Raw genomic sequence first — 24289 nt, forward strand, 5'->3', positions numbered from 1 at the left:
GATCGCCGGGATGTGTGATCTGGAGGGCGGCGTTGGAGACAGCGATGGCCGGTAGCCAGGCGGTGTCGTTCCCCAGCCACGGCCTGCAAGGCGCCAAACCTATAATTAAAGGTTGGTCCCGCTGGGGCGCCCACAGGCATTGGTCTGTGCGGCGGTCCACTGTGTGAAACCACTCCACCACACCATGAGCAGCACACCCACTTTTTCTGTCGCCGACATCCGCAAGTCCTTCCTGGACTTCTTCGTCTCCAAGGGCCACACCGTTGTGGCATCGAGCCCCCTGGTGCCGGGCAACGACCCCACGCTGATGTTCACCAACTCGGGCATGGTGCAGTTCAAGGACGTGTTCCTGGGCTCCGACAAGCGCCCATACAACCGGGCCGTGTCCGTGCAAGCCTGCCTGCGTGCCGGTGGCAAGCACAACGATCTGGAGAACGTGGGCTACACCGCGCGCCACCACACCTTCTTTGAAATGCTGGGCAACTGGTCGTTTGGCGACTACTTCAAGCGCGAGTCGCTCAAGTGGGCGTGGGAACTGCTGACCGAGGTCTACAAGCTGCCACCCGAGCGCCTGCTGGCCACGGTGTACCAAGAAGACGACGAGGCCTACGACATCTGGACCAAGGAAATCGGTCTGCCGCCCGAGCGTGTGATCCGCATCGGCGACAACAAGGGCGGCCGCTACAAGTCCGACAACTTCTGGATGATGGCCGACACCGGCCCCTGCGGCCCGTGCAGCGAAATCTTCTACGACCACGGCCCGCACATCGCTGGCGGCCCCCCCGGCAGCCCCGATGAAGACGGCGACCGCTTCATCGAGATCTGGAACAACGTGTTCATGCAGTTCGACATGGCCGAAGACGGCTCGGTCACGCCGCTGCCCGCGCCCTGCGTGGACACCGGCATGGGCCTGGAGCGCCTGGCTGCCATCCTGCAGCACGTGCACAGCAACTACGAGATCGACCTTTTCGACGCGCTGATCAAGGCCGCCGGCCGTGAGACGGGTGTAGCCGACCTCAACAACAAGAGCCTGCGCGTGATTGCCGACCACATCCGCGCCACCGCCTTCCTGGTGAGCGATGGCGTGCTCCCGAGCAACGAAGGCCGAGGCTATGTGCAGCGCCGCATCGTGCGCCGCGCCATCCGCCACGGCTACAAGCTGGGCAAGAAGACTCCGTTCTTCCACAAGCTGGTGGCTGATCTGGTGCGCGTGATGGGCGATGCCTATCCCAAGCTGCGTGAGCAGGAGCAGCGCATCACCGACGTGCTCAAGACCGAAGAAGAGCGCTTCTTCGAGACCCTGGCCAACGGCATGGAAATCCTGGATGCAGCGCTGGACGGCGGCGCCAAGGTGCTGCCCGGCGACGTAGCCTTCAAGCTGCACGACACCTACGGCTTTCCGCTCGACCTGACGAATGACGTCTGCCGCGAGCGCGACGTGGACGTGGACGAGGCGGGCTTCAAGGCTGCCATGGAAAAGCAGAAGGCCCAGGCCCGAGCCGCTGGCAAGTTCAAGATGGACAAGGCGCTGGAGTACACCGGTGTGGCCAACCAGTTCACCGGCTACGAGCACCTGTCTGAAACTGCAAAAATCGTAGCAATCTATGTAGATGGGACAGGCGCAGCGGCCCTGAAAGCCGGTCAAAACGGCGTGGTGGTGCTCGACACGACCCCGTTCTACGCCGAAAGCGGCGGCCAGGTGGGTGACGAAGGTGTCATCACCAGCGGCTCGGCCCGTTTTGCGGTGGGCGATACGCTCAAGATCAAGGCCGATGTGTTTGGCCACCACGGCACGCTCGAAGAGGGCACGCTGAACGTGGGCGACACCGTGCAGGCGCAGGTGAACACGGCCGTGCGCGCCGCCACCGTGCGCAACCACTCGGTCACGCACATCATGCACAAGGCGCTGCGCGAAGTGCTGGGCAGCCATGTGCAGCAAAAGGGCAGCTTGGTGAATGCTGACCGCACGCGTTTTGACTTCACGCACAACGGCGCCGTCACGGCGGCCGAGATCCGCGAGATCGAGCGCCGCGTGAACGAAGAAATCCTGGCCAACCAGCCCACGCAAGCCCGTGTGATGGACATCGAATCGGCCCAGAAGACCGGCGCGATGATGCTGTTTGGCGAGAAGTACGGCGAAACCGTGCGCGTGCTCGACATCGGCACAAGCCGCGAATTGTGTGGCGGCACCCACGTGCAGCGCACGGGTGACATCGGCCTGTTCAAGGTGGTGGGCGAGGGCGGTGTGGCTGCGGGCATCCGCCGCATCGAAGCCGTCACTGGCATGAACGCATTGACCTATTTGCAAGAAGTCGAGACACAGGTCAGTTTTGTCGAGGGTTTTTACCAAACGACTGCTGACAAGTTGGAAGAGCGACTTCAAAAAGAGCGGGCTGAGAGATCTGCACTTGAGAAAGAAGTCACCGCCCTCAAGGGCAAGCTGGCTTCCGCCCAGGGCGACGAGCTGCTGACGCAGGCCGTGGACATCAAGGGCCTGAAGGTGCTGGCGGCCGTGCTGCCGGGTGCAGATGCCAAGACCCTGCGCGACACCATGGACAAGCTCAAGGACAAGCTCAAGACCGCTGCCATCGTGCTGGCCGCCGTGGACGGCGACAAGGTGCAGATCGCTGCAGGCGTCACAGTCGACAGCGTGGGCAAGGTCAAGGCAGGTGAGCTGGTGAACTTTGTTGCCCAGCAAGTGGGTGGCAAGGGCGGCGGCAAGCCCGACATGGCCATGGCTGGCGGCACCGATGCGTCCAAGCTGCCTGCAGCGCTGGCCTCAGTGGCAGGCTGGGTTACGCAACAGCTGGGTTGACGCCTGGCGCCACCCCGGCTGTTTTGTCTGCCGGGTTGGTGTTGCCAAAAGGGGATGACGCGCGACGGGCTTTCCCCCTACATTCAGCCGCATGGACGACACCATGCGCGAAAGCCCGCCAGCGCCCAAGCCCACCGTGCCTGACGACTCGCCGACCCTGCTCACCCAGGGCGCGGCGGCCGACCTGCCTTGGTGGCGGCGCATCACGGTGCCGTTCGAGGTGTTGATCGCCTCCGTGGTGGTCTCTGCCATGCTGCTGCTCACGGCGCTGCTGGTCTACCAGGTAAGCACCAGCGCGCGCCAGGCCATCATTGCGGCGTCCGACGACAGTGCTCAACACATCAGCCAACTGGTGGCCGAGCGGGTGCAGCGCATCGTGGACCCGGCCGATGCCGCCATCCGCCTTCTGGCGTTTGACCCCATTGCGTCGACCACCTGGCTGCCCGCGCGCATGCGCCGTCTGCCGGTGCTGGCGCGCCTGCTGGAGCAAAATCCACTGCTGTCGGCCGTGTTCATCGGCTACCCCGACGGCCAGTTTTTGCTGGTGCGCCCGGTGCGCGACGAGGCCATGCGCCTGCGGCTGAATGCCCCCCGCGAGACGGCCTTCCTGGTGCAGTCCATGGCGCGCGAGCGGGGCATGAGCGGCTTGGTGGGGCGCTGGAGCTACTACGACGCCGCGCTGCGCCAGATTGACTCCTCCGTGCGGCCCGAATACCGCTACGACCCGCGCACCAGGCCCTGGTATGCCGAGGCGGCTGAAAAGAACACCCAGATCCTGACGGCACCCTATGTTTTCTTCACCACGCAGGAGGTGGGCGTCACCTTGAGCCAGCCCAGTGAAGACGGGCGGGCGGTGATTGGCCTGGATGTGGCCCTGACCGACCTGGGGCGCGAGATTGCCGGGCTGCGCCTGATGCAGCGCACCGAAATCGCGGTGGTGGACAAGGACCTGCGCGTGCTGGCCTACCCCGATATGTCCCGCGTGATCATGCGCGACGGCGCAACCTCCAGCCTGCGCTTGCGCACGCTGGACGACCTGGGGGTGAGCAGCTTGCAGGCCATGCAGGGGGCCGGGCTGCAAAGCGGAAAGTCGCAGCGCCTGGTGGCCGATGGAGAGGAGTGGCTGACCCGTGCCCTGCCGCTCGAATCCATGCGCTGGCGGGGGCTGCAGATCCTGATGGCCATTCCCACCCAGGCGATGCTGGCCGATGTGAACGAAAACTTGCGGCGCCAGGTGTGGCTGTCGGTGTCGCTCATCGGGCTCATGCTGCCCGTGGGCTGGCTGGCCGGGCGGCGGGTGGGGCGCAGCCTGTTTGGCCTGGCGTCGCAGGCGCGGGCGCTGGCGCGGTTTGACTTCCGGCGCGCGGCCCGCTCCCTGTCGCCCGTGCGCGAAGTGCGTGACCTGGGTCAGGTGATGGACCGCATGTCGGACACCATCCAGGAGTTTCTGCACATCACCCACCACATCAGTGCCGAGTCACGCACCGACCTGATGCTGTCCAGCGTGTTGTACGAGCTGGTGCGTGCCACGAGCTGCACGGGCGGCGCGGTCTACATGGTGGAGCCGCAGCGTGCGGGCCTGCTGCGCACAGCCCGCTACTGCGAAGACCCCGAGCAGCAGTCACGCTTCCCCGAACACCTGGCGATGGTGCATTTCATCAACCACACCCAGGTGCAGGAAGGCGACCAGCACGAAGACGATGACGACGCCGAATCCGTGCGCGTGCTGCGCGTGCAGCTGCGCACGCGGGACGGGCAGCCTCTGGGGCTGCTGGTGCTGCGGTATGTGGCCGATGCGTTGCAGGACGACGCGCATTTCCGCGCCTTTGTCGAGAAGCTCTCGGGCACGCTGTCGGTGGCGATTGAAACGCGCAACCTGATTGAAGGGCAGAAGAAGCTGCTGGACGCTGTGATTCGCCTGCTGGCCGACGCCATCGACGCCAAGAGCCCTTACACCGGCGGGCACTGCGAGCGCGTGCCGCAGCTGGCCGAGTCGCTGATGCAGCGCATGTGCGATGCCGACGAGGGGCCTTTTGCCCAGGTGAGCATGACCGACGCAGAGCGCTACGAGTTCCGCCTGGGCGCCTGGCTGCACGACTGCGGCAAGGTCACCAGCCCCGAACACATCATCGACAAGGCCACCAAGCTGGAGACGCTTTACAACCGCATTCACGAGGTGCGCATGCGCTTCGAGGTGCTGTGGCGCGATGCCGAGCTGGATTACTGGAAGCAGCAGGTGGCGGGGGTGGACCCGGTGCGCCTGCAGCGCGAGCTGCTGCAGCGACGCGAGCAGCTACTGGAAGACTTCGCCTTTGTGGCCCGCAGCAATGTGGGCGGCGAGTTCATGGCCGAGGCCGACATTGCCCGCCTCAAGGCCATCGGGCGGCAGGTGTGGCAGCGGCATTTTGATGACCGCCTGGGCCTGTCGGCCTCCGAAACGGGGCGGCTGGCGAATGTGCCGGTGCGGCCTCTGCCCGCGAACGAGCCGCTGCTGGCCGACCGCCCCGAGCACATCGTGCCCTGGGGCACGCGCAGGCCACCTGTGGAGGCGGGGCACCCGGCCAACCGCTGGGGCTTCGACATGTTGCTGCCGCCGCAGGAGGCGCACCTGGGTGAGCTGCACAACCTGTCGATCCAGCGCGGCACGCTCACGGCGGAAGACCGCTTCAAGATCAACGACCACATCGTGCAGACCATCATCATGCTGAGCAGCCTGCCGTTTCCGCCCCACCTGGCGCGGGTGCCGATGATTGCGGGCTCGCACCACGAAAAGCTGGATGGCACGGGCTACCCACGCCGCCTGAAGGCCACCGAGCTGACCCTGGCCGACCGGGTGATGACCCTGGCCGACATCTTCGAGGCGCTGACGGCGGCAGACCGCCCCTACAAGCCGCCCAAGACGCTGTCCGAGTCGCTCAAGATCATGACCCACATGGTGCGCGACCGGCATATCGATGCCGAGGTGTTCCGATTTTTCCTCACCAGCGGTGTGTGGCGCGAGTATGCCGAGCAGTTTCTGGCGCCTGCACAGCGCGATGCGGTGGATGTGGACGCCATCCTGGCGTCGCTGGCCTGATCAAGCCCGGCAAGGGCCCGGTCCGGCTGGGTCAGAACAGTTCGACGTCGTCGTTGGCAACCTTGGCCGCAAGGTGGCCGTTGGCCACCAGATCGTCATAGAAGCAGACCTGGTTGCGGCCGTGCTCCTTGGCGTAGTAGAGGGCTTGGTCGGCCTGGCCCAGGATTTCGACGGGCGAGCCCTTGGTGGTGCAGACAAAGCCAAGGCTAACGGTGACTCGGCCCACCTGCGGAAAGTTGTATTCCTGCACTGCCAGCCGGAAGCGGTTGAACACCTTGTGGGCCGTGCTCAGCGTGGTGGAGCGCAGCAGTACCACGAACTCCTCGCCACCAAAGCGGAAGACGCGGTCGTGGCTGCGGAACGAGCTGCGCAGGATGTTGGCTATCAGGATCAGCACCTCGTCGCCATACAGGTGGCCGAAGCGGTCATTCACCTGCTTGAAGTGGTCGATATCGACCACGGCCAACCATTGCTGCACAGGTTCGTGTCCGTTGGCCACCGGGCTTTCATCTGTCACGAGCGATTCGTTGGCGGCGCTGGTGCGGCTGGCCAGCCCACTCATGGTGTGGCGCGAGAACTGCTCGTCAAACGTCTTGCGGTTGAACAGCCCGGTCAGCGCATCGCGCTCGCTGTAGTCGAGCAGGCTCTGGTAGTTCTGGTAGACCTGGAACACGCCCATGAGCACATCGAGCTTGTGGGCCGAGAAGGGGCGCGACTGTGTGATCTCCAGGCAGGTGCTGACCTTGTCATGCATCCACACCGGCAGCCACAGCACATACCGGCCCTTGCGCGGCGAGGCCAGGGCGCTTTCGCCATGGGTGTCCACGCAGCCACGCAGCGCGGGGTAGTTCTCCAGCGGTTCGCGGCGGGGGTCTGCGGCGGCCTCCGAGTCGGTAGAGACCAGCTGGCCGTTGTCTACCCAGGTGCGCGGGCGTACGTACGGTACACCTGCGTCGGTAAAAAGCTCCAGGGCCCGCACTTCGGTGATGCTGCTGAGCTTTTGCAGCGTGGACAACACCGACACCTCCAACCGCAGGTGGTCGCGGTGTCCAGTCATCTCCACCAGGTTTTGCAGGATGGGTTTCATAGGCGGTGTTTGGCGTGCCAGTCGGGGCATGGTGGCTGGTGCGCTACTGGTTGCGTCGCACGAACACCACGTCCCACACCCCATGTCCGAGCCGCAGACCGCGGTTCTCGAATTTGGTGAGGGGGCGGTAGTCGGGCTGCGGCGCAAAGCCAGCGGCGGTGTTCTGGAGCAGGGGCTCGGCGCTCAGCACCTGCAGCATCTGCTCTGCGTAGGGTTGCCAGTCGGTGGCGCAATGCAGGTAGCCACCGGGTTTGAGGCGGGCGGCCAGCTTGGCCACCAGCGGGGGTTGGATCAGGCGGCGCTTGTTGTGCTTCTTCTTGTGCCAGGGGTCGGGGAAGAAGATGTGCACGCCGTCGAGAACGCCGGGTGGCAGCATGTGGTCGATGACCTCCACGGCGTCGTGCTGCAGGATGCGGATGTTGGTTAGCTCTTGCTCGCCAATGCGCTTGAGCAGCGCGCCCACACCCGGCTCATGCACCTCGCAGCACAAGAAGTTGTCATCCGGGCGCACGCGGGCAATGTGGGCCGTGGCCTCGCCCATGCCGAAGCCGATTTCAAGCACCAGCGGGGCGCTGCGGCCAAAGGTGGCCGTGGCGTCCAGCGGGGCGGGGGCATAGGGCAGAACAAAACGGGGACCAAAGTCTTCAAAGGCCTTGGCCTGGCCGGTGGTGGTGCGGCCTGCACGGCGCACAAAGCTCTTGATGGTCTTGGGGTGGGTCACGCCCGCAGGCGCTGCACCGGGGGTGGAGGGAGCGGCAGCGGGTGCTGCGCTCGCGGGGGCGGAAGCAAGGGTCGGTTCAATCACGGTGAGCCATTGTAGTGACGTCGCCACGCCGCAACCCACTGTGTTTGTGCGTCGCCCAGGTGATTGTTGTGCGGATGTTCCAGTGCGGGCAGGCCCAGCACCTGGGCCGCCTGCGACAGGGCCTGCAGCGGGTCGGCCAGGTCCAGCGCGCGGGCGCCGTTCTGCTTGGAGAGCTTCTCGCCATTGGCGCCGTGGACCAGCGGGGTGTGCAGATAGCGGCGCGTGGGCACGCCCAGGGCCTGCTGCAGCAGGATCTGGCGCGGGGTGTTGTCTGCCAGGTCCTCGCCGCGCACCACGTCGGTGATGCCCTGGGCCGCGTCGTCCACCACCACGGCCAGCTGGTAGGCCCAGAGACCGTCGGCCCGGTGCAGCACAAAGTCGCCCACGCTGCGGGCCACGTCCTGCTGCTGCGGGCCCAGGCGGCGGTCGTGCCAGTGCAGGGTGCTGTTTGCTATTGAATTGATAGCTACTAGGGCATATCCATCAGGCGGCAGGGCCTGTTTTTGCTTGAAATCTGTGGCATTGAACCGCCATGAGCGCCCGGTGCGGCCCTGAAGCCCGTGGCGGCAGGTGCCGGGGTAGGGCAGCGCGGCGTGGCGTTCGCGCGCATGGCCGAGTGCCGCCTGGGCGTCTTCGATGTCCTTGCGCGAGCAGGCGCAGGGGTAGGCGTGGCCGTGGGCCACCAGCTGGTCCAGCGCGCGCTGGTAGTGTGCTGAACGTGCAGACTGCCACTCGGGCGGGGCGTCGGGCACCAGGCCGCAGGTGGCGAGCTGCTGCAGGATGAACTGGTCGGCGCCCGGCACGCAGCGCGGGGTGTCCACATCTTCGATGCGCACCAGCCACTGGCCGCCATGGGCCCGCGCGTCCAGCCAGCTGGCCAGGGCTGCGACCAGCGAGCCCGCATGCAGCGGGCCGGTGGGCGAGGGGGCAAAGCGCCCGATGTACCGGGCGGCGCCACTGGGTTCAGGGGCCGCGCTCTCCGTCATGCCACCGCGAGTGCCAGCTCCAGGCCCGACACAAAGGCGTCTTCCACGCGGTGCCCCAGGCACCAGTCGCCACAGGCGCCCAGGCCCATGGTGGTGTCCCACAGGTGGCTCTTGCCCAGCGGGTGGGTGGTTTGTGCATAGCGCCAGCGGCGCGTGTCGGCGTGGGCGGGGGTGGCGCGGATGCCGGTGACTTCGGCAAAGGCCTTGAGCAGCTTGGCCTGCACGCGGGCTGCGTCGTCTTCGAGGTGTTCGGCCGACCAGGCGGGGCTGGCCTGCACCGTCCAGCGCTCGACCACATTGCGGCCGGGCTTGGACGATTCGCGTGCCAGCCAGGCAATGCGGTGGTGGGTGCTGCGCGCCGCGTTCCACTGCGGGCCCAGCGTGGTCAGGCCCGGGCGCACGGCCTGGGGGTAGGCCAGCATCAGCGTCCAGCACGGGGCAATGGCCACCTTGGAAAGGGCGTCGGTTAGGGGCGTGTCCACGGCCGAGCTGGCCAGCAGTGCCTGGGCCGGCACAGCGGGCTGGGCCAGCAGCACGGCGTCAAAACCGGCATAGACATGCTGGCTGCCGCCGGGCCCTTCGGTGCGCAGTTGCCAGCCGGGCGTGTTCAGGGGGTCGGGTTCGATACGGGTGACGCGGGTGTCGGTGAGAAGCTGCCCAGCCTGGCGCAGCGGCTCGGCCCAGGTGGCCACCAGGGCCTGCATGCCGGGGCTGGCCACCCAGTGCGCCTCGCGGTGGGGCAGGCCCGCAGCGGCCACGCGGCCCGCAGCGTCCAGCACCTGCACGGAATTGGCGCTCCAGCGCTTGCAGATGCCGGGCACGGTGTCGATGGCGCGGGCAAAACGCGGGTCGCGCACGGTGAAATACTGGGCCCCGGCGTCAAAGTTGCCGAACGGGGTGTCGATGGTGGCAGTGCGGCCACCGGCCTGGGAGGATTTCTCGAACACCGTCACGCGGTGCCCAGCCTGCACCAGGGTGCGGGCACAGGCAATGCCCGCCATGCCGGCGCCGATGATGGCGAAGTGGCGCTGGGGTTTGCCAGACAGGGTGATGGGGGCTGCGGGGGGCGCAACGGGGGCGGTGGTCGGGGCGCTGGTGCGTCGGAGCCGTTTGGCGGGGCGAGGATCGGGTGTGCTCATGGAAGGCCTTTCGGTGACGGTCGGCGGATGAAATGCAATGCGAAACCAACAGGAACCACTCTACACGCGCCCAGGAGGTACAGGCGCTTGATCGGGATCAGAAATGATGGTGGTTTTCCAGCAGAGCGCGGCGTGTGGCGGGGCTTTGGAGTTGGTTCAGCCACCACTGCAGCGCACGGCCGGGTGCGGTGAAGCCCGGGCCGCCCCAGGCGTAGTGCACACGCACGTTGCGCTCGGGCCGGGCCACGCGGCGCTCCACCAGGCGGCCGGCCTCCAGGTAGGGGCGCACCATGGGTTCTGGCAGAAACCCCCCGCCCAGTCCGCGCAGCTGCACCTGCACCTTGGCCTGCATGGTGTCCACTGTCAGCACGTCCTGCCCGCCCAGCAGGCCCATGGTGGCGCCGCCGCGCGTGGCCGAATCGGCCACGGCCACGGCGCGGTGTTCCAGCAAGGTGGCGTCGGAGATGGGTTCGGGGGCTGAGGCCAAAGGGTGGTGGGGCGCCACGACGTAGATAAACAGCACATCGCCCAGCAGGGCCTGCTGCAGGCCCGCGACATTGGAGGCCGCCACCGAGACACCAATCGCCAGATCGGCGCGGCCCGAGGTGAGGGCCTCCAGCGTGCCGGTCATGATGCCGTCGCGCAGCTTCAGGCGCGTGGGCGGCTGCATGGCATAGAACGCATCCACCAGCTCCAGCATGGTGTGGGGCGAGATGATGCCGTCTATGGAGAGCGTGAGCTGTGGCTCCCAGCCCGTGGCCACGCGGCGCACGCGGTGGGCCACGGCGTCGATGTCCTGCAGCAGGCGGGCGCCTTCGCGCAGCAGTTCCACCCCGGCCTCGGTGGGGCGGGCCTGGCGCGCACTGCGGTCAAACAGCAGCACGTCGAGCGCGTCTTCGATCTGGCGCACGCGGTAGGTGAGGGCGCTGGGCACCAGGCCCAGTTGCCGCGCGGCGGCGGCAAAGCTGCCCGCCTCGGCAATCACCTGCAACATGGTCAGCGCATCGGGGGTGAGGACATCGCGGGCGTTTTGCATGGTGGCACCATGTTAATTCAGATTATTTGAACATTGCCATCAATTCATCTGCCCCCGCAGGCGGGCCTGCAGTCCTACAGTCGAGTCTTCAAAGGAGCCATAACCATGCTGACTGTTCGTAAATCGCAAGACCGGGGCCACGCCGACCATGGCTGGCTCAATTCCTTCCACAGCTTCTCGTTCGCCGGGTACTACGACCCCGCCCACATGGGCTTTGGCAACCTGCGCGTCATCAACGAAGACCGCATCGCGCCGGGCACCGGGTTTGGCACCCATGGCCACCGCGACATGGAAATCATCAGCTACGTGCTGTCGGGCGAACTGGCCCACAAGGACAGCATGGGCAACATTTTGGGCATCCCGCCCGGCGACGTGCAGCGCATGAGTGCAGGCACGGGCGTGCAGCACAGCGAGGTCAATCACGCAGCGGGCCAGACCACGCACTTCCTGCAGATCTGGATTGAGCCCAATGTGCGCGGCATCCCGCCGAGCTACGAGCAAAAGACCTTTGCCGAGGCGCAAAAGCGCGGCGCATTGCGCCTGGTGGCATCGCCCGACGGCGCCCAGGGCTCGGTCAAGATCCATGCCGATGCGGCCCTGTACGCAGGCTTGCTGGATGGCGCTGAATCCGCCACGCTGGCGCTGAACCCCGCCCGCAAGACCTATGTGCACCTGGTGCGCGGTGCACTCAGCGCCAATGGGCAAGCCCTGTCGGGCGGTGATGCCCTGCTGATGGAAAAGGAAACCACCTTGTCGCTGACCGATGGCCACGACGCCGAGGTGCTGGTGTTTGACCTGGCCGCCTGATCTCTGGATCGTTTGTTTCTCAACCCCCTTCACTCAGGAGTTCTTCACCATGTTCACATCCCTGCAAAACCCCCTGGCCCTGGCATCGCGCCTGCTGCTGGCCGCCCTGTTCCTGCCTGCGGGCATCAGCAAGCTCACCGGCTTTGCCGGTACCGTGGGCTACATCACGTCCGTGGGCCTGCCCATGCCCACGGTGGCGGCCGCCATTGCGGCAGCGGTGGAAGTGCTGGGCAGCCTGGCGCTGATCTTTGGCGTGGGCACCCGGTTTGCCGCGCTGGCACTGGCCTTCTTCACGCTGGTGGCCAGCTTCTTCTTCCACGCCTACTGGAACCTGCCCGCCGACAAGCAGATGATGCAGCAGCTCATGTTCTTCAAGAACGTGGGCGTGACCGGCGGCTTGCTGGCCCTGGCGGCCTTTGGCGCTGGCGCCTGGAGCCTGGACGCACGCCGCGCAGGCCGCTGATCGCACCTGCATGAATGAATGGGCCTGCAGCCCGCAGGGCTGCAGGTTCTGGCATTCAATCCGCCCTGGCTGCTTGTTTTTTTTCCCTTTCGTCGTTCCCCCATCGTTTCAACAGGAGTTTTCTCATGGCACAGATCGCAGTTGTCTACCACTCGGGTTACGGTCATACACAACGCCTGGCGCAAGCCGTGGCCGAGGGCGCAGGTGCCCAACTGGTTGCCATTGATGCCGAGGGCAACCTGCCCGAAGGCGGCTGGGAGACGCTGGCCGCAGCCAGCGCCATCATTTTTGGCTCGCCCACCTACATGGCAGGCCCCAGCTGGCAGTTCAAGAAGTTTGCCGATGCCTCGTCCAAGCCCTGGTTCAGCCAGGCCTGGAAGGACAAGCTGTTCGCAGGCTTCACCAACAGCGCCAGCACCAATGGCGACAAGCAGGTCACGCTGGACTACCTGTTCCACCTGGCCATGCAGCACGGCGGCATCTGGGTGGGCAACGGCATGATGCCCGCCAACTCCAAGGCCGCCACGCGCAACGATGTGAACTGGATCGGCTCGTTCAGTGGCGCCATGGCACAGTCGCCGTCCGACGCCTCGGCCGCCGAGATGTTCCCTGGCGACCTGGAGACCGGCCGCCAGTTTGGCCAGCGTGTGGCCGACGTGGCCCGCCGACTCGACCGTTAAGGTCAAGCCCACTTTTGGCGCTACAGTGGCGCGCCCCAGCACAACCAGGAGAACAACCCATGGCAGTTGAATTGCGGCGCGTCCCCGGCGCGCCCATGGCCCAGACCATGCGCATCCGCGCGCACGACCTCGTGGCCGATGGCAGTGTGGAGGAGGGCGGCACCGACAGCGGCCCCAGCCCGCACGACCTGTATGACGCCGCACTGGGAGCCTGCAAGGCGCTCACGGTGCTGTGGTACGCACGCCGCAAGGGCTTGCCGGTGGAAGATGTGCAGACCGTGGTCGAGCGCGATGCATCGGCCGAGCGCACGGGCGTTTACCGCCTCGCGACCCGGTTGCAGGTCAGCGGCGACCTCACCGATGACCAGATCGCCGAGCTGGAAACCGTGGCGCAGAAATGCCCCGTGCACAAGCTGATGACCACGGTGACCACCGAGATCAGCACTTCGGTGGAGCGTGCGGCATGAGCGATTCATCCACCTTCCTGCAGCTCAAGGGCCATGCCAAGGATCTGGGCGGTGGCTTCACCGTGCGCCGCCTGCTGCCCGCCGTGCAGCGCAAGGCCGTGGGGCCTTTCCTGTTCTTCGACCACTTCGGCCCGGTGACAGTTTTGCCGGGTGACAGCCACGATGTGCGGCCGCACCCGCACATTGGCCTGGCCACGGTGACCTATCTGTTCTCAGGCGCCATCATGCACCGCGACAGCCTGGGCTGCGTGCAGCAGATCGAGCCCGGCGCCATCAACTGGATGACCGCAGGCCGTGGCATCGTGCACTCCGAGCGGCGCCCCGAAAGCCTGGCGAATCAGTCCTATGTGAACCACGGCATCCAGCTGTGGACGGCTCTGCCGGTGGCGCATGAAGAGGCGGATCCGTCTTTTGTGCACACGCCTGCTGCGGACATTCCCGAGGTACATGTGGCCGATGCGGGTGGCGCCGCAGGCGCCACGGTGCGTGTGCTCATCGGCTCGGCCTTTGGCCAGACCTCGCCGGTGGCCACCTTGTCGCCCACGCTGTACCTGGATGTGCAACTGTCCGCCGGTGCCACGCTGGAGATCCCGGCGCTGGCGCAGGAAATGGCGGTCTACACCGTGGACCAGCCGGTACAGCTCAACGGCCAGCCGCTGGATGCGCAGTTGCTGGGCGTGGTGGAGGCCGGGCAGGGCATGCAGCTTGCGGCCCCGGCTGATGCGGCGGCCCGGCTCATGGTGATTGGCGGTGATGCGCTGGATGCCCCGCGCCACATGTGGTGGAACTTTGTGTCCAGCCGCAAGGAGCGCATCGTGCAGGCGGCGCAAGACTGGGAGGCCCAACGGTTTGACCCGGTACCGGGCGAGACGGAGTTCATCCCGCTGCCGCCCCAGTGCTTCAAGGCAGACTGAAACTGCCTGCGGTCAGGCCTTGACCGTGCCACACCCCTGCCGGAGCAGGGGGATCAGCTCCGCCTCGGGCACGGGGCGGCTGAAGTGGTAGCCCTGGCCCTGGTCGCAGCCCAGGCCCTGGAGGATCTGCACATGGCGGGCTTCCTCCACCCCTTCGGCCACGATGGCAAACCCCAGGCTTTGGCCCATGCGCACCACGGCCGAGACAATGGTCACGTCCTGCGTGCTGCGGTGCAGGTCGCGGATGAAGGCCTGGTCGATCTTGAGCGTGTCCACCGGCAGGTTCTTCAGGTACGACAGGGATGAATACCCGGTGCCGAAATCGTCGATGGCGATGCTGTAGCCCAGCTCCTTGATGGCAATGAACTTGCCGGTCACGTCCTCCAGCCCGCTGATCAACGCGCTTTCGGTCACTTCGAGCTGAATCAGGCGCGGGATGTCGCGGTCTTCGGCTGCGATGGCGCGAAGCGCCTGCAGCAGGCGCGGGCTGCGGAACTGCGCCGCCGCCACGTTCACCGCCACGGGCACTTCGGTGCCCAGCATGTCGCGCCAGCGCCGTGCGGCGGCGATGGCCTCGCGCAGCACCCAGTCGCCGATGTCGATGATGAGGCCGCTTTCCTCCGCAATGGGGATGAAGCTGGCGGGCGGGATGCGGCCGAGCTGCTGGCTTTCCCAGCGCAGCAGGGCTTCCACACCCACCACCCGGCCAGTCGCCAGGTCCACCTTGGGCTGGTAGGCCAGCCAGAACTCGCCCTGGGCCAGCGCGGTGCGCAGGCCGTTCTCCACACTCAGCCGCCGCGACGACTCCTGCAGCTGCCGGTCGTCAAACACACAGTAGGTGTTGCGCCCGAGCTTCTTGGCGGCATACATGCCCATGTCCGCGCGGCTCACCAGTTCGGCCGGGGTGGTGCCGTGGTCCGGGAAGAAGCTGATGCCCACCGAGGGCGTGACATGCAGCTGGTAGCCCTCCAGGGTGAACGGGCGGCGGATCTGGTTCATCAGCTCCTGTGCGAGCGCAATGGCCTGTTCATCGCCGTCCAGCTGCGGAAGCACCACCAGAAACTCGTCGCCACCATGGCGTGTGACCCAGGCGGGGGGCATCACGCTGGCCTGCAGGCGCAGCGCCAGCTGGCGCAGCAGCAGGTCGCCCACCTGGTGTCCGAGGGTGTCGTTGATGTCCTTGAAGTTGTCCAGGTCGATGAACAGCAGGGCCAGGCGGCCCTGGGTGGCCCGCGAGCGGGCCAGGTCCTGCGGCAGGTCGCGCGCCAGCTTGGAGCGGTTGCCCAGCCCGGTGAGCGGGTCGTGGAAGGCCTGGAAGACGATCTGCCGCTCTTTGTCGATTTCTTCGGAGATATCGCGCAGCACCAGCAGCACCACCACGTCTCCCGGCTTGTGCAGGGGCACGGCGTTGAGTTCTGCCACAAAGGCCCGTGCGTGCACCGGGGCGATGCGCAGCTCGCCACGCACGCGCTGCGGCTTCCCGGATTGGCGGGCCTGCTCCAGCCATTCGCCGCGCGGCTCGCCACTGGCTTCGTCCAGCAGCCGAAACAGGTTGTGCCAGGGCTGCCCCTGCAGGTCTGGCTCGGCCATGCCCATCAGACGTTCCGCCGCACCGTTGGCGTAGGCCACCTCGCCCGCACTGTTGAGGGCCAGCACACCGTCGCTGAGCGCGCCCAGCGTGGCCTCGATCTCCTGCACGCGCGCTCGCAGCGCGCGTTCGGCCTGCAGGCGCAGCACGGCTTCGGTGGCACGTTCGGTGTGAAAGCGGTTGAGCGCATCCACCAGCGCGTCCAGCTCGTCGGGCTGTGCGCCGCTGGCCTGGCGCTGCAGGCGGATACGGTCCTGGTGGTCCAGCGGGTTCAGGCCGGTGACGGCCCGCGCCAGGGCCGACAGGTGGCGCATGATGAGCCAGCGCACGATGACCACCAGCATGGCGGCAATGCTGGCGATCTGCAGCAGCTGGGCGATGGCGATGCGCCAGGCGGTTTCGGCCTGCTGGGCGCGCAGCGCGGTGTAGGACTCGTACACACGGATCTCGCCCAGGGGGGCTGGCCAGCGCCGGGGTGGGGCGGGTCCGCAATCGGGATGGTCCAGGTGGTGTCGATGGGCGGCACTTCGCCGGGTCGCGAGACCGTCATCAGCGTGCGTTCGCCGTCCAGGATGTCGGCGCGCACGATGGCGCCTTCGCCCACCATGCAAGGGGTTTCTGGTCAGCGACAACGTGCTAACCGAGCAGTGGCAGATCCGCTACCGCAGTGACCGGAACTTCACCTGGAGCAGCCTGCAGGACCTGGCGGGGCTGCGCATTGGGGTGGTGGCCGACTACACCTACACCCCTGCATTCTGGCGCATGGTGAAGGACAGCACCCTGCGCGCAGACGTGGCGCCCGACGACGTGAGCAACCTCAACAAGCTGCTGGCGGGCCGCGTGGATGTGGTGCCGCTGGACCGCAACGTGGCGTGCGACCTGCTGGGTGCCAAGTTCACGGGCGAGAAGGCACGCCGCGTGCGGGCGCATCCCAAGCTGTTTGTGCCCGACTTCACAACCCACCTGATGATGAGCGAGAAGCTGCCCGCCAGCGCCAAGCGCATGGAGGCTTTCAACCGGGGGCTGAAAGCGCTGCGCCAGTCGGGGGAGTACGGAAAGATCCTGCAGCAGCAACCCAGCGCCGCTGATCTGGCGCAGGCACTGCAAGGTGGCTGAAGAAACAGGTCAAAATTTCAAGAAAAAATGGCAGTTACCGCGCAGTGGGTATGTCTTTGTAGCTATTAATTTGATAGCTATTCGCTGTCTGCCGCACGCAGGTCCGTGGCCAGCACGGCGCGCTCGTCAAACACAAAACACCCGCCGTGGTAGTGCGCGCCGTCGGTCAGTTCAAAGTATTTGAGGATGCCGCCCTCCAGCTGGTAGACATGGGAAAGGCCTTCCTCGCGCATCAGGATGGCCGCCTTTTCGCAGCGAATGCCGCCGGTGCAGAAGCTCACTACGGTCTTGTCCTGCAGCTCGGCCTTATGCGCGCGCAGGGCGGGCGGAAATTCGGTGAACTTGTCGATGCGCCAGTCGATGGCGTTGTCGAAGGTGCCTGCGTCCACCTCGAAGGCGTTGCGGGTGTCGAGTGTGACTACCTCGCGCCCCTCGTCGTCATGCCCCTGCGCCAGCCAGCGGTGCAGCGTGGCCGGGTCTACCGAGGGCGCGCGGCCTTCGGCGGGCCGGATGGTGGGGTGGTCCATGCGGATGATCTCGCGCTTGACCTTGACCAGCATCTTGCGAAACGGCACCGTGGCCGACCAGCTCTCCTTGGGCTCCAGATCGGCAAAGCGGGCGTCGGTGCGCAGCTGCCCGACAAACCCCCGCACGGCATCGGCCGGGCCTGCCAGAAAGAAGTTAATGCCTTCCTCGGCCAGCAGGATGGTGCCCTTGAGCTGCGCGGCCACTGCGCGCTCGTGCAGCTGCTCGCGCAGCACGGCGGCGTCGGGCAGTGGCACGAACTTGTAGCAGGAGATGTTGAGGACGGTGTGGGTGGTGTTCACGGCAGTAAAAATGCACAAAGGCCCGCTGGCGGGCCTGTGGGTCAGGTTGGCACAGTGGCCAAGGCGCGCCCTGGCATATGCCGGTCAGGCTGCAGGTGACAGCAGCGTGGTCTCTATCTTGTTGGCCAGCTGGGCAATGGCCAGCGCTGCAGGGCAGCCGGGGGTTTGCAGCAGCAGCAGCTGGCGGCGCATCACGGCGTCACGCACCGAGGGGTCGGCCGGGATATCGCCCATGTGGATCAGGCGCATGGGGCGGCCAGACTCGGTGCTCACAAAGCGGTCCAGCACCTGCTGCAACTGGCTGGTGATGGCACGGCCATCGCCTGGCCGCGCGGCCTGGTTGATGACCATGCGCACATGCTGGCGCTTTTGCTGCATGGCCAGCACCTTGATGGCGGCGTAGGCGTCGGTCAGTGAGGTCGGCTCGGGTGTGGCCACGATCAGCACCTCGGAGGCCAGGGACACCGAGAACAGCACCACGTCGGAGATGCCCGCGCCGGTGTCCAGCAGCACCACGTCGTAGCGTGGCGTGAGCGCCTGGATCACGCTCAGGAACTGGTTGCGCACCTCGGGCGTGAGGCGCGAATACTCCACCATGCCGGAACCGGCCAGCAGCACGTCGAAACCGCCGGGGGCGGTGATCACGGCATCGTCCAGCGCGGCCTTGCCGGTGAACACGTCATGCAGCGTGATCTTGGGGTGCAGGTTCAGCACCACGTCCAGGTTGGCCAGGCCCAGGTCGGCATCCAGCACCAGCACACGCTGGCCCCGGCGGGTGAGGGCGGCGGCCAGGTTGGCGGACACAAAGGTCTTGCCCACGCCGCCCTTGCCGCTGGTGACCGCAATGATGCGGGCACCATCCGGGGCGGGGGCCGTGGGGGTGGCGGCGCCTGCAGGGGTTGCAGGCGTGGTGGGTTGAGGGGTCAGCGCGTCGCTCATCATCTAACTTTCAGTAGGCGCTGCCTGTGGGGTTGGGGTCCAGCGGAGGCAGGTCGCCCCAACCCGATGGGGTGTAGAGCGGGCCAAACAACAGGCTTTTCTCTTCGGCACTGACGGTGCTGTCGGGTTGCTCCTCAATGCTGACGCGGTTGCGTCCGGCCGATTTGGCCTGGTAGAGCTGGTGGTCGGCCCGGTCGGTCCAGAGCAGGGTGGTGGAGCGTATCCACTGCATGGCAAAGGCGCCGCCAACACTCACCGTCACGTTCAGCTCCGCCCCGGGCGAGATGCGGACGGGCGTGTTGGCCACGGCCCGGCGGATGCGCTCGGCGACCACGCGGCCAAACGCGGCCTGGCAGGCGGGCAGCACCACGGCAAACTCCTCGCCGCCGTAGCGCGCCAGGGTGTCCATGGGGCGCACGCAGGCGCTGAGCGTGCGGGCCACCGACTGCAGCACCACATCGCCTGCCAGGTGGCCGTGCGTGTCGTTCACTTTCTTGAAGTGGTCGATGTCGAGCATGAGCAGCAGGGCGGCTTCGCCCGAGCGGGTCACGCGGTCGATCTCGCGCTCCAGCACGGCGCGGAAATGCCTGCGGTTGGCCAGGCCGGTGAGGGGGTCTTTGAGGGACAGCTCGCACAGGCCGTCGATCAGGCCCTGCAAGTAGCGCGAAGGGGTTTCGCGGTGCAACGCTGCTTCGCTGCCGCCGGCCTGAGCCACCAGCGCGTGAGCAGTATCCAGGCGAAGTTCGCGCAGATCTACCAGATGAGAGGCCGCAGAGTCAGACACAAATCGAGCAAAGAGAGTTTGCGCAGTGTACCAGTGGCAAGGGCTGGCCAGCGCCTGCCGGGGGTGTAGGTAAAACCCGCGCAGGGGCTTGTCTTGCGAGCGTCAGGCCCTGGCAACAGGCTCGGGCAACTGCTGCATGGCCATCAGCATGTCGGCGTCGGTGCGGTACATGGCCAGCCCGGCGCGTGGCTCCAGCAGGCCCGCCTGCCGCAGCACCTGCTCGGCGGGCAGCTTGAGGCCGCTCAGGTGCAGGGTTCCACCCCGGGATTGCATCAGCGCCAGCAACTGCGCAAAGGTTTCCACCCCGGTCACGTCGATGCGGTTGATGGGCTGGGCCAGCAGGCACAGGTGCACCACGTCGGGGTGCTGGGCCAGGTGCTCGGCCACCCGCCGCTCCAGTGCGCTGGCCGAGGCGAAGTCCAGTTCGGCATCCATGCGCAGCGCCAGCAGCCGGGGGGCCAGCGGGGGCAGGTGCCACAGGTGGCGGTCGCGCAGGCTGCCGTCGGGGTGCAGGCCCACTTCGATGATGCGCGGGTGCAGCCGCTGGTAGAGGAAATGGCTCAGGTTGACCAGCAGCCCCACCAGCACGCCCCAGTACATGCGTGGCGCCGTGGCCAGGGTCAGGGCGAAGGTGATGCCGCCGATCACGGCCTCAACCCGCGACACCCGCCACAGGCGCAGCAGCGTGCCGGGTTTGATGAGGCTGGTCACGGCCGTGACCACCACCGCAGCCAGCACCGATTGCGGCACGTGGTACAGCGCGGGCGTGAGCCACAGCAGCACCACCAGCACCAGGCTGAGCGCAAACAAGGTGGCCCAGCCGCTTTTGGCACCGGCGTACAGGTTGATGGCCGAGCGCGAGAACGATGCGCTGGTGGCAAAGCTGCCGCACAAGCCGCTGCTGATCTTGGCCAGGCCCTGGCCGATCAGATCCTGGTTCTCGTTCCATTGCTCGCCCGAGCGTTGGCTCTCAACCTTGGCGCTGGACGCTGTCTCCAGAAAACTCACTAGCGTGACCACCAGCACCGGCATGACCAACGCAGAAAAGCTGGACCAGGGCAGGGCGCCCGGCCAGTAAGGTGCGGGCAGGCCCGAGGGCAGGGCGCCCACCACCGCGCCACCGGCGTCGGCATACCCCAGGGCCCAGCTGAGCGCACCCGCCGCCCCCACCACCACGATGGCGGCCGGGAAGTTGGGCCGCCAGCGGCGCGCCAGCATCAGCAGCGCCAGGCTGCCCAGCCCGAAGGCAGCGGCCGTCAGGTCGAACAGGCCGGGCGAGGGCGTGGTCAGCAGGGTGCTCCACTCTGCGGCCCTGAGGCCGGTGAGCGCACCCAGCTGCGAGCCCAGAATCAGCAGCGCCGCCGCCTGTGTGAAGCCATTGAGCACCGGCGAGGTGACCAGGTTGAGCAGCCAGCCAAACCGCGCCAGCCCCATCACCAACTGCAGCAGGCCCGAGAGCATGGCCATCCACGCCGCCATGGCCACCCACTGGGCACTGCCGGGCTCGGCCAGGCCGGTGAGCGAGGCGCCAATCAGCAGGCTGGTCAGCGCCGTGGGCCCCACGCCCAGCCGGGTGGAGGCGCTGAACAGCACGGCGATCAGCGCCGGGATCAGCGAGGCGTAGATGCCCGTGACCAGTGGCATGCCTGCGAGCGCGGCATAGGCCACGCCCTGGGGCACCAGCATCAGGCCCACGGTCATGCCGGCCCAGAACTCGCCCTTGAGCAGGTGGCGGTCGGGGCGGGGCCAGGCGAGAAAGGGAAACCAGCGGGTCAGCGACGGCGAAATCATGGCCCGATTGTCGCGTGTCAAGGCGGGGGTGATGCCTTTGGCAGGGGCAACGGCCCGGCAGAGCCGCCCGGCACCGTCCTACAGGCACTTCGGCCCTGTCCGACCCGCAGGCCCTGGGGGGCTGCCTACAGTGGGGCCCATGTTTCAACCTGAAGGAGTCACGACATGAACACCTCTAAAACAACCAGCCTCCACCCCGCCCACCGCGTAGCCAGCCTTCTGGTCGTGAGCGCCCTGGCCCTGGGCCTGGCGGCCTGCGGCAAGACCGAAGAGCCCACGGTGGGCCAGCGGCTCGACTCCGCTGTCGAGAAAACCGAGCAGGCCGCTGCCGATGCCCGCGCCAAGGCCGAGGCCGCCATGCAGAGCGCGGAAACCAAGATGGAGAAGGGCGCCGCCAGCGCAGAAGCAACAGCCAAGCAGGCCGCCGACACCGCCAAGGGAGCGATCGATGACGCCACCATCACCGCACAGGTGAGTGCGGGCCTGGCCAAGGACCCCGACCTCAGCGCCGTCAAGATCAATGTGGACACCGTGAACGGCAAGGTCACATTGAACGGCCCCGCGCCTTCCACCGTGGCCCGTGACCGTGCCGAGACCATTGCCAAGGCGGTCAGCGGCGTGACCTCGGTGAACAACCAGCTGGTGGTAAGCGCCAGCTAAACCCGCGGCAACCCGCTGCAGGCCACATGCACCGCGCCGCCCAGGCTGGCCCTGGGCGGCGCGCTACCATGGCCGCCATGAACGACCACGACACCGATCTCGCCACCCGCATCGTCCACCACGGCTACCTGCCACCCGCCGGTTTTGAAGCCCCCCAGCCCGGGGTCTACAAGGCGTCCACTGTCATCTTCCCCAGCGTCGCAGCCATGCGCTCGCGCGAGTGGAAGGACAAGAGTGGCTACACCTACGGCCTGCATGGCACACCCACCACCTTCATCCTGGAAGAGCGCCTGTGCACGCTGGAGGGGGGCCTGCAGTGCGTGCTGGTGCCCAGCGGCCTGGCGGCCATTGCCAACGTAGGTCTGGCCCTGCTCAAGCCCGGCGACGAGGTGCTGATTCCGGACAACGCCTACGGCCCCGGCAAGGATTTCGCCAACGGCGAACTGGCCCGTTTTGGCATCACCCATGCGTTTTATGACCCGCTGGACCCGGCCGACCTGGCTGCCCGCATCACGCCCGCCACTCGGCTGGTGTGGCTGGAGGCCCCGGGCTCGGTGAGCATGGAGTTCCCCGACCTGTGCGAGCAGGTGCGCATCTGCCGCGCACGCGGCGTGACCACGGCGCTGGACAACACCTGGGGCGCGGGCCTGGCGTTTGCACCGTTTGACCTGACCGGCGACGGCAGCCTGGGCGTGGATATTTCTGCCCACGCGCTGACCAAGTACCCGAGCGGCGGTGGCGACGTGCTGATGGGCAGCGTCATCACGCGCGACCTGGGCCTGCACATGAAGATCAAGCTCACCCACATGCGGCTGGGCTTGGGCGTGGGGGTGAATGATGTTGAGGCCGTGCTGCGCGCGCTGCCCAGCATTGGCCTGCGCTACCGTGCCCATGACGAAGCTGCCCGCGTGCTGGCGCGTTGGCTGCAGCAGCAACCGGCCATTGCGCAGGTGCTGCACCCTGCACTGGAAGGCGCCCCCGGCCATGCGCACTGGAAGGCGCTGTGTGGCGCGGCCCACGGCGGGCAGGGCGCGGCGGCGGGTTTGTTCAGCGTGATGATCGATGCGCGCTACACGCAGCAGCAGGTAGACGCGTTCTGCGATGGCCTGCGCTTGTTCAAGCTGGGCTACAGCTGGGGCGGCCCCATGAGCCTGGTTGTGCCCTACACCATTGGCAGCATGCGCAGCCGCCGTTCGCAGCATCTGAAGTCGGGCACGCTGGTGCGTTTTTCCATCGGGCTCGAAGCGGTGGAAGACCTGCGGCGCGATCTGCAGCAAGCCATGGAGCGGGCCTTCCCCGTCGCCTGAACCGCATTGGCACCGCAGCCCGGCGGTCGATGCCGCCCGGGATACGGGCTTTCCTCAGTGGCGCCGCCGCAGCTGCGGGCTTAGTGTGGCGGCATGACCGTGACCCCTTCCAAGCCCGCACCAGACGCACTCAGCACGCCAAACCCGTCGGAATCCCAACACGCCGAGGCCATTGCCAACCGCGTGAAGGCCCAGACCGCCCAGCCCGTGCAGCTGCAGCCGCTGCGTTTTGCCGACCCGTTCAGGTGGTTGCTGCGCGGGCTGGAGGACGTGCGGACCGCGCCGGGCATTGCCTTGTTCTATGGTGTGTGCTTCTGGGCCATGGCGGTGGTGCTGGGCTGGGTGTTCCGCACGCGGCCTGAATACACGATGTCCATGGCCAGCGGCTGCCTGCTGCTGGGGCCGTTTCTGGCCATGGGGCTGTATGACACCAGCCGTCGGCGCGAGGCGGGCCTGAAGCCGCAGCTCAGCGAGTCGCTCACCTGCTGGGACACCCACATGGGCAGCATGGGCATGCTGGTGTTGGTGCTGGTGGTGCTGGAACTGCTCTGGGGCCGGGCCTCGCTGGTGGTGTTTGCGGTGTTCTTCAACACCGGCATGCCGTCCACCACGGGTGTGCTGCAGGCGGTGTTCAACCCGCAGAACTGGAGTTTTGTGGCCGTGTACGCCGTGGTGGGTGGCGTGTTCGCCGCACTGGTGTTCTCCACCTCGGTGGTGTCCATCCCCATGATCCTGGACCGCGACACCGATGCCCTGACCGCAGGCATCACCAGCATGCGCGTGGTGCTGGAGAACCCGCTGATCATGCTGCTGTGGGGCGCGCTCATCACCTTCATTGTTGCGGTCTCGCTCTGGTTCTGGGGCGTGGGGCTGCTGCTGGCGGGCCCGGTGCTGGGCTTTGCGAGCTGGCACGCTTATCGCGCATCGGTCGCACGGATCACGCCGCCACCGCCTGCTGCGGCGTGATGCTTTGAGCAGGTTCTTAGATTCGGCTCCAAGGAG

21 protein-coding genes are annotated in these 24289 nt (G+C 66.8%); 11 read left to right on the top strand and 10 right to left on the bottom strand.

What is annotated here, in order from left to right; genetic code table 11:
* The first annotated feature begins 184 nt into the window (after positions 1 to 184).
* Both alaS and ACYZGB_RS03220 read left to right on the top strand, forming a co-directional pair.
* Positions 185 to 2815, top strand: a complete 2631-nt coding sequence (gene alaS / locus ACYZGB_RS03215) for an alanine--tRNA ligase (RefSeq protein ID WP_462386757.1) — start codon at positions 185 to 187, stop codon at positions 2813 to 2815.
* Between the two features lie 91 nt (positions 2816 to 2906).
* Positions 2907 to 5891, top strand: coding sequence for an HD domain-containing phosphohydrolase (locus ACYZGB_RS03220; protein ID WP_462386758.1), 2985 nt, complete (start codon positions 2907 to 2909; stop codon positions 5889 to 5891).
* 31 nt (positions 5892 to 5922) lie between these two features.
* Here ACYZGB_RS03220 and ACYZGB_RS03225 read toward each other — a convergent pair whose 3' ends face one another.
* The 5 genes from ACYZGB_RS03225 to ACYZGB_RS03245 all read right to left on the bottom strand — a co-directional run bounded on the left by ACYZGB_RS03225 (position 5923) and on the right by ACYZGB_RS03245 (position 10944).
* Positions 5923 to 6978, bottom strand: coding sequence for a GGDEF domain-containing protein (locus tag ACYZGB_RS03225; RefSeq protein ID WP_462386759.1), 1056 nt, complete (start codon positions 6976 to 6978; stop codon positions 5923 to 5925).
* Between the two features lie 43 nt (positions 6979 to 7021).
* On the bottom strand, positions 7022 to 7783 hold the full coding sequence (gene trmB, locus ACYZGB_RS03230) for a tRNA (guanosine(46)-N7)-methyltransferase TrmB (protein WP_462386760.1): 762 nt from the start codon (positions 7781 to 7783) through the stop codon (positions 7022 to 7024).
* Positions 7780 to 8769, bottom strand: coding sequence for a tRNA glutamyl-Q(34) synthetase GluQRS (gene gluQRS / locus ACYZGB_RS03235; protein ID WP_462386761.1), 990 nt, complete (start codon positions 8767 to 8769; stop codon positions 7780 to 7782). The genes trmB and gluQRS overlap by 4 nt, the downstream gene beginning before the upstream one ends.
* A complete protein-coding gene (locus ACYZGB_RS03240) occupies positions 8766 to 9770 on the bottom strand; it encodes an NAD(P)/FAD-dependent oxidoreductase (protein ID WP_462386851.1) in 1005 nt (334 codons plus the stop codon). Before ACYZGB_RS03240 ends, gluQRS begins: the two co-directional genes overlap by 4 nt.
* A gap of 235 nt (positions 9771 to 10005) precedes the next feature.
* Complete coding sequence (locus ACYZGB_RS03245; RefSeq protein WP_462386762.1) at positions 10006 to 10944, bottom strand: LysR family transcriptional regulator; 939 nt, start codon at positions 10942 to 10944, stop codon at positions 10006 to 10008.
* A 105-nt stretch (positions 10945 to 11049) separates the two neighbouring features.
* Between ACYZGB_RS03245 and ACYZGB_RS03250 the strand changes: the two genes are divergently transcribed.
* The 5 genes from ACYZGB_RS03250 (at position 11050) to ACYZGB_RS03270 (ending at position 14275) form a co-directional block, all read left to right on the top strand.
* Entirely contained in the window at positions 11050 to 11751 is a 702-nt protein-coding gene (locus tag ACYZGB_RS03250) for a pirin family protein (protein WP_462386763.1), read from the top strand.
* A gap of 49 nt (positions 11752 to 11800) precedes the next feature.
* Positions 11801 to 12214, top strand: coding sequence for a DoxX family protein (locus tag ACYZGB_RS03255; protein ID WP_094290696.1), 414 nt, complete (start codon positions 11801 to 11803; stop codon positions 12212 to 12214).
* 125 nt (positions 12215 to 12339) lie between these two features.
* The gene (locus ACYZGB_RS03260) at positions 12340 to 12894 is read left to right on the top strand and encodes a flavodoxin family protein (RefSeq protein WP_462386764.1); all 555 of its coding nucleotides are present in this window, start codon (positions 12340 to 12342) and stop codon (positions 12892 to 12894) included.
* A 59-nt stretch (positions 12895 to 12953) separates the two neighbouring features.
* Positions 12954 to 13361 (top strand): OsmC family protein, encoded by a 408-nt coding sequence (locus tag ACYZGB_RS03265; protein WP_462386765.1) that lies wholly within the window; start codon positions 12954 to 12956, stop codon positions 13359 to 13361.
* On the top strand, positions 13358 to 14275 hold the full coding sequence (locus ACYZGB_RS03270) for a pirin family protein (RefSeq protein WP_462386766.1): 918 nt from the start codon (positions 13358 to 13360) through the stop codon (positions 14273 to 14275). The genes ACYZGB_RS03265 and ACYZGB_RS03270 overlap by 4 nt, the downstream gene beginning before the upstream one ends.
* A 12-nt stretch (positions 14276 to 14287) precedes the next feature.
* Here ACYZGB_RS03270 and ACYZGB_RS03275 read toward each other — a convergent pair whose 3' ends face one another.
* Positions 14288 to 16303 (bottom strand): putative bifunctional diguanylate cyclase/phosphodiesterase, encoded by a 2016-nt coding sequence (locus tag ACYZGB_RS03275; protein ID WP_462386767.1) that lies wholly within the window; start codon positions 16301 to 16303, stop codon positions 14288 to 14290.
* 193 nt (positions 16304 to 16496) lie between these two features.
* Between ACYZGB_RS03275 and ACYZGB_RS03280 the strand changes: the two genes are divergently transcribed.
* Entirely contained in the window at positions 16497 to 16979 is a 483-nt protein-coding gene (locus ACYZGB_RS03280) for a substrate-binding periplasmic protein (protein ID WP_462386768.1), read from the top strand.
* A gap of 77 nt (positions 16980 to 17056) precedes the next feature.
* On the opposite strand, the gene ACYZGB_RS03285 is transcribed toward ACYZGB_RS03280, so the two are convergent.
* The 4 genes from ACYZGB_RS03285 to ACYZGB_RS03300 form a co-directional block, all read right to left on the bottom strand.
* Positions 17057 to 17806 carry a sulfurtransferase gene (locus tag ACYZGB_RS03285; protein WP_462386769.1) on the bottom strand — a complete coding sequence of 250 codons (750 nt, stop codon included), beginning with the start codon at positions 17804 to 17806 and terminating at the stop codon, positions 17057 to 17059.
* An 84-nt stretch (positions 17807 to 17890) separates the two neighbouring features.
* Entirely contained in the window at positions 17891 to 18745 is an 855-nt protein-coding gene (locus ACYZGB_RS03290) for a MinD/ParA family protein (RefSeq protein WP_462386770.1), read from the bottom strand.
* A gap of 10 nt (positions 18746 to 18755) precedes the next feature.
* The gene (locus ACYZGB_RS03295) at positions 18756 to 19529 is read right to left on the bottom strand and encodes a GGDEF domain-containing protein (RefSeq protein ID WP_462386771.1); all 774 of its coding nucleotides are present in this window, start codon (positions 19527 to 19529) and stop codon (positions 18756 to 18758) included.
* 102 nt (positions 19530 to 19631) lie between these two features.
* Positions 19632 to 21320, bottom strand: coding sequence for a SulP family inorganic anion transporter (locus ACYZGB_RS03300; RefSeq protein WP_462386772.1), 1689 nt, complete (start codon positions 21318 to 21320; stop codon positions 19632 to 19634).
* 165 nt (positions 21321 to 21485) lie between these two features.
* On the opposite strand from ACYZGB_RS03300, the gene ACYZGB_RS03305 reads away from it, so the two are divergent.
* From ACYZGB_RS03305 to ACYZGB_RS03315, 3 genes are all read left to right on the top strand, one after another.
* Positions 21486 to 21980 (top strand): BON domain-containing protein, encoded by a 495-nt coding sequence (locus ACYZGB_RS03305; protein ID WP_462386773.1) that lies wholly within the window; start codon positions 21486 to 21488, stop codon positions 21978 to 21980.
* A gap of 68 nt (positions 21981 to 22048) precedes the next feature.
* Positions 22049 to 23287, top strand: coding sequence for a PLP-dependent transferase (locus tag ACYZGB_RS03310; RefSeq protein ID WP_462386774.1), 1239 nt, complete (start codon positions 22049 to 22051; stop codon positions 23285 to 23287).
* Positions 23288 to 23380: 93 nt separating this feature from the next.
* On the top strand, positions 23381 to 24253 hold the full coding sequence (locus tag ACYZGB_RS03315; RefSeq protein ID WP_462386775.1) for a DUF2189 domain-containing protein: 873 nt from the start codon (positions 23381 to 23383) through the stop codon (positions 24251 to 24253).
* The last annotated feature ends 36 nt before the right edge of the window (positions 24254 to 24289 follow it).

The organism is Acidovorax sp. Q11 (assembly GCF_054950075.1).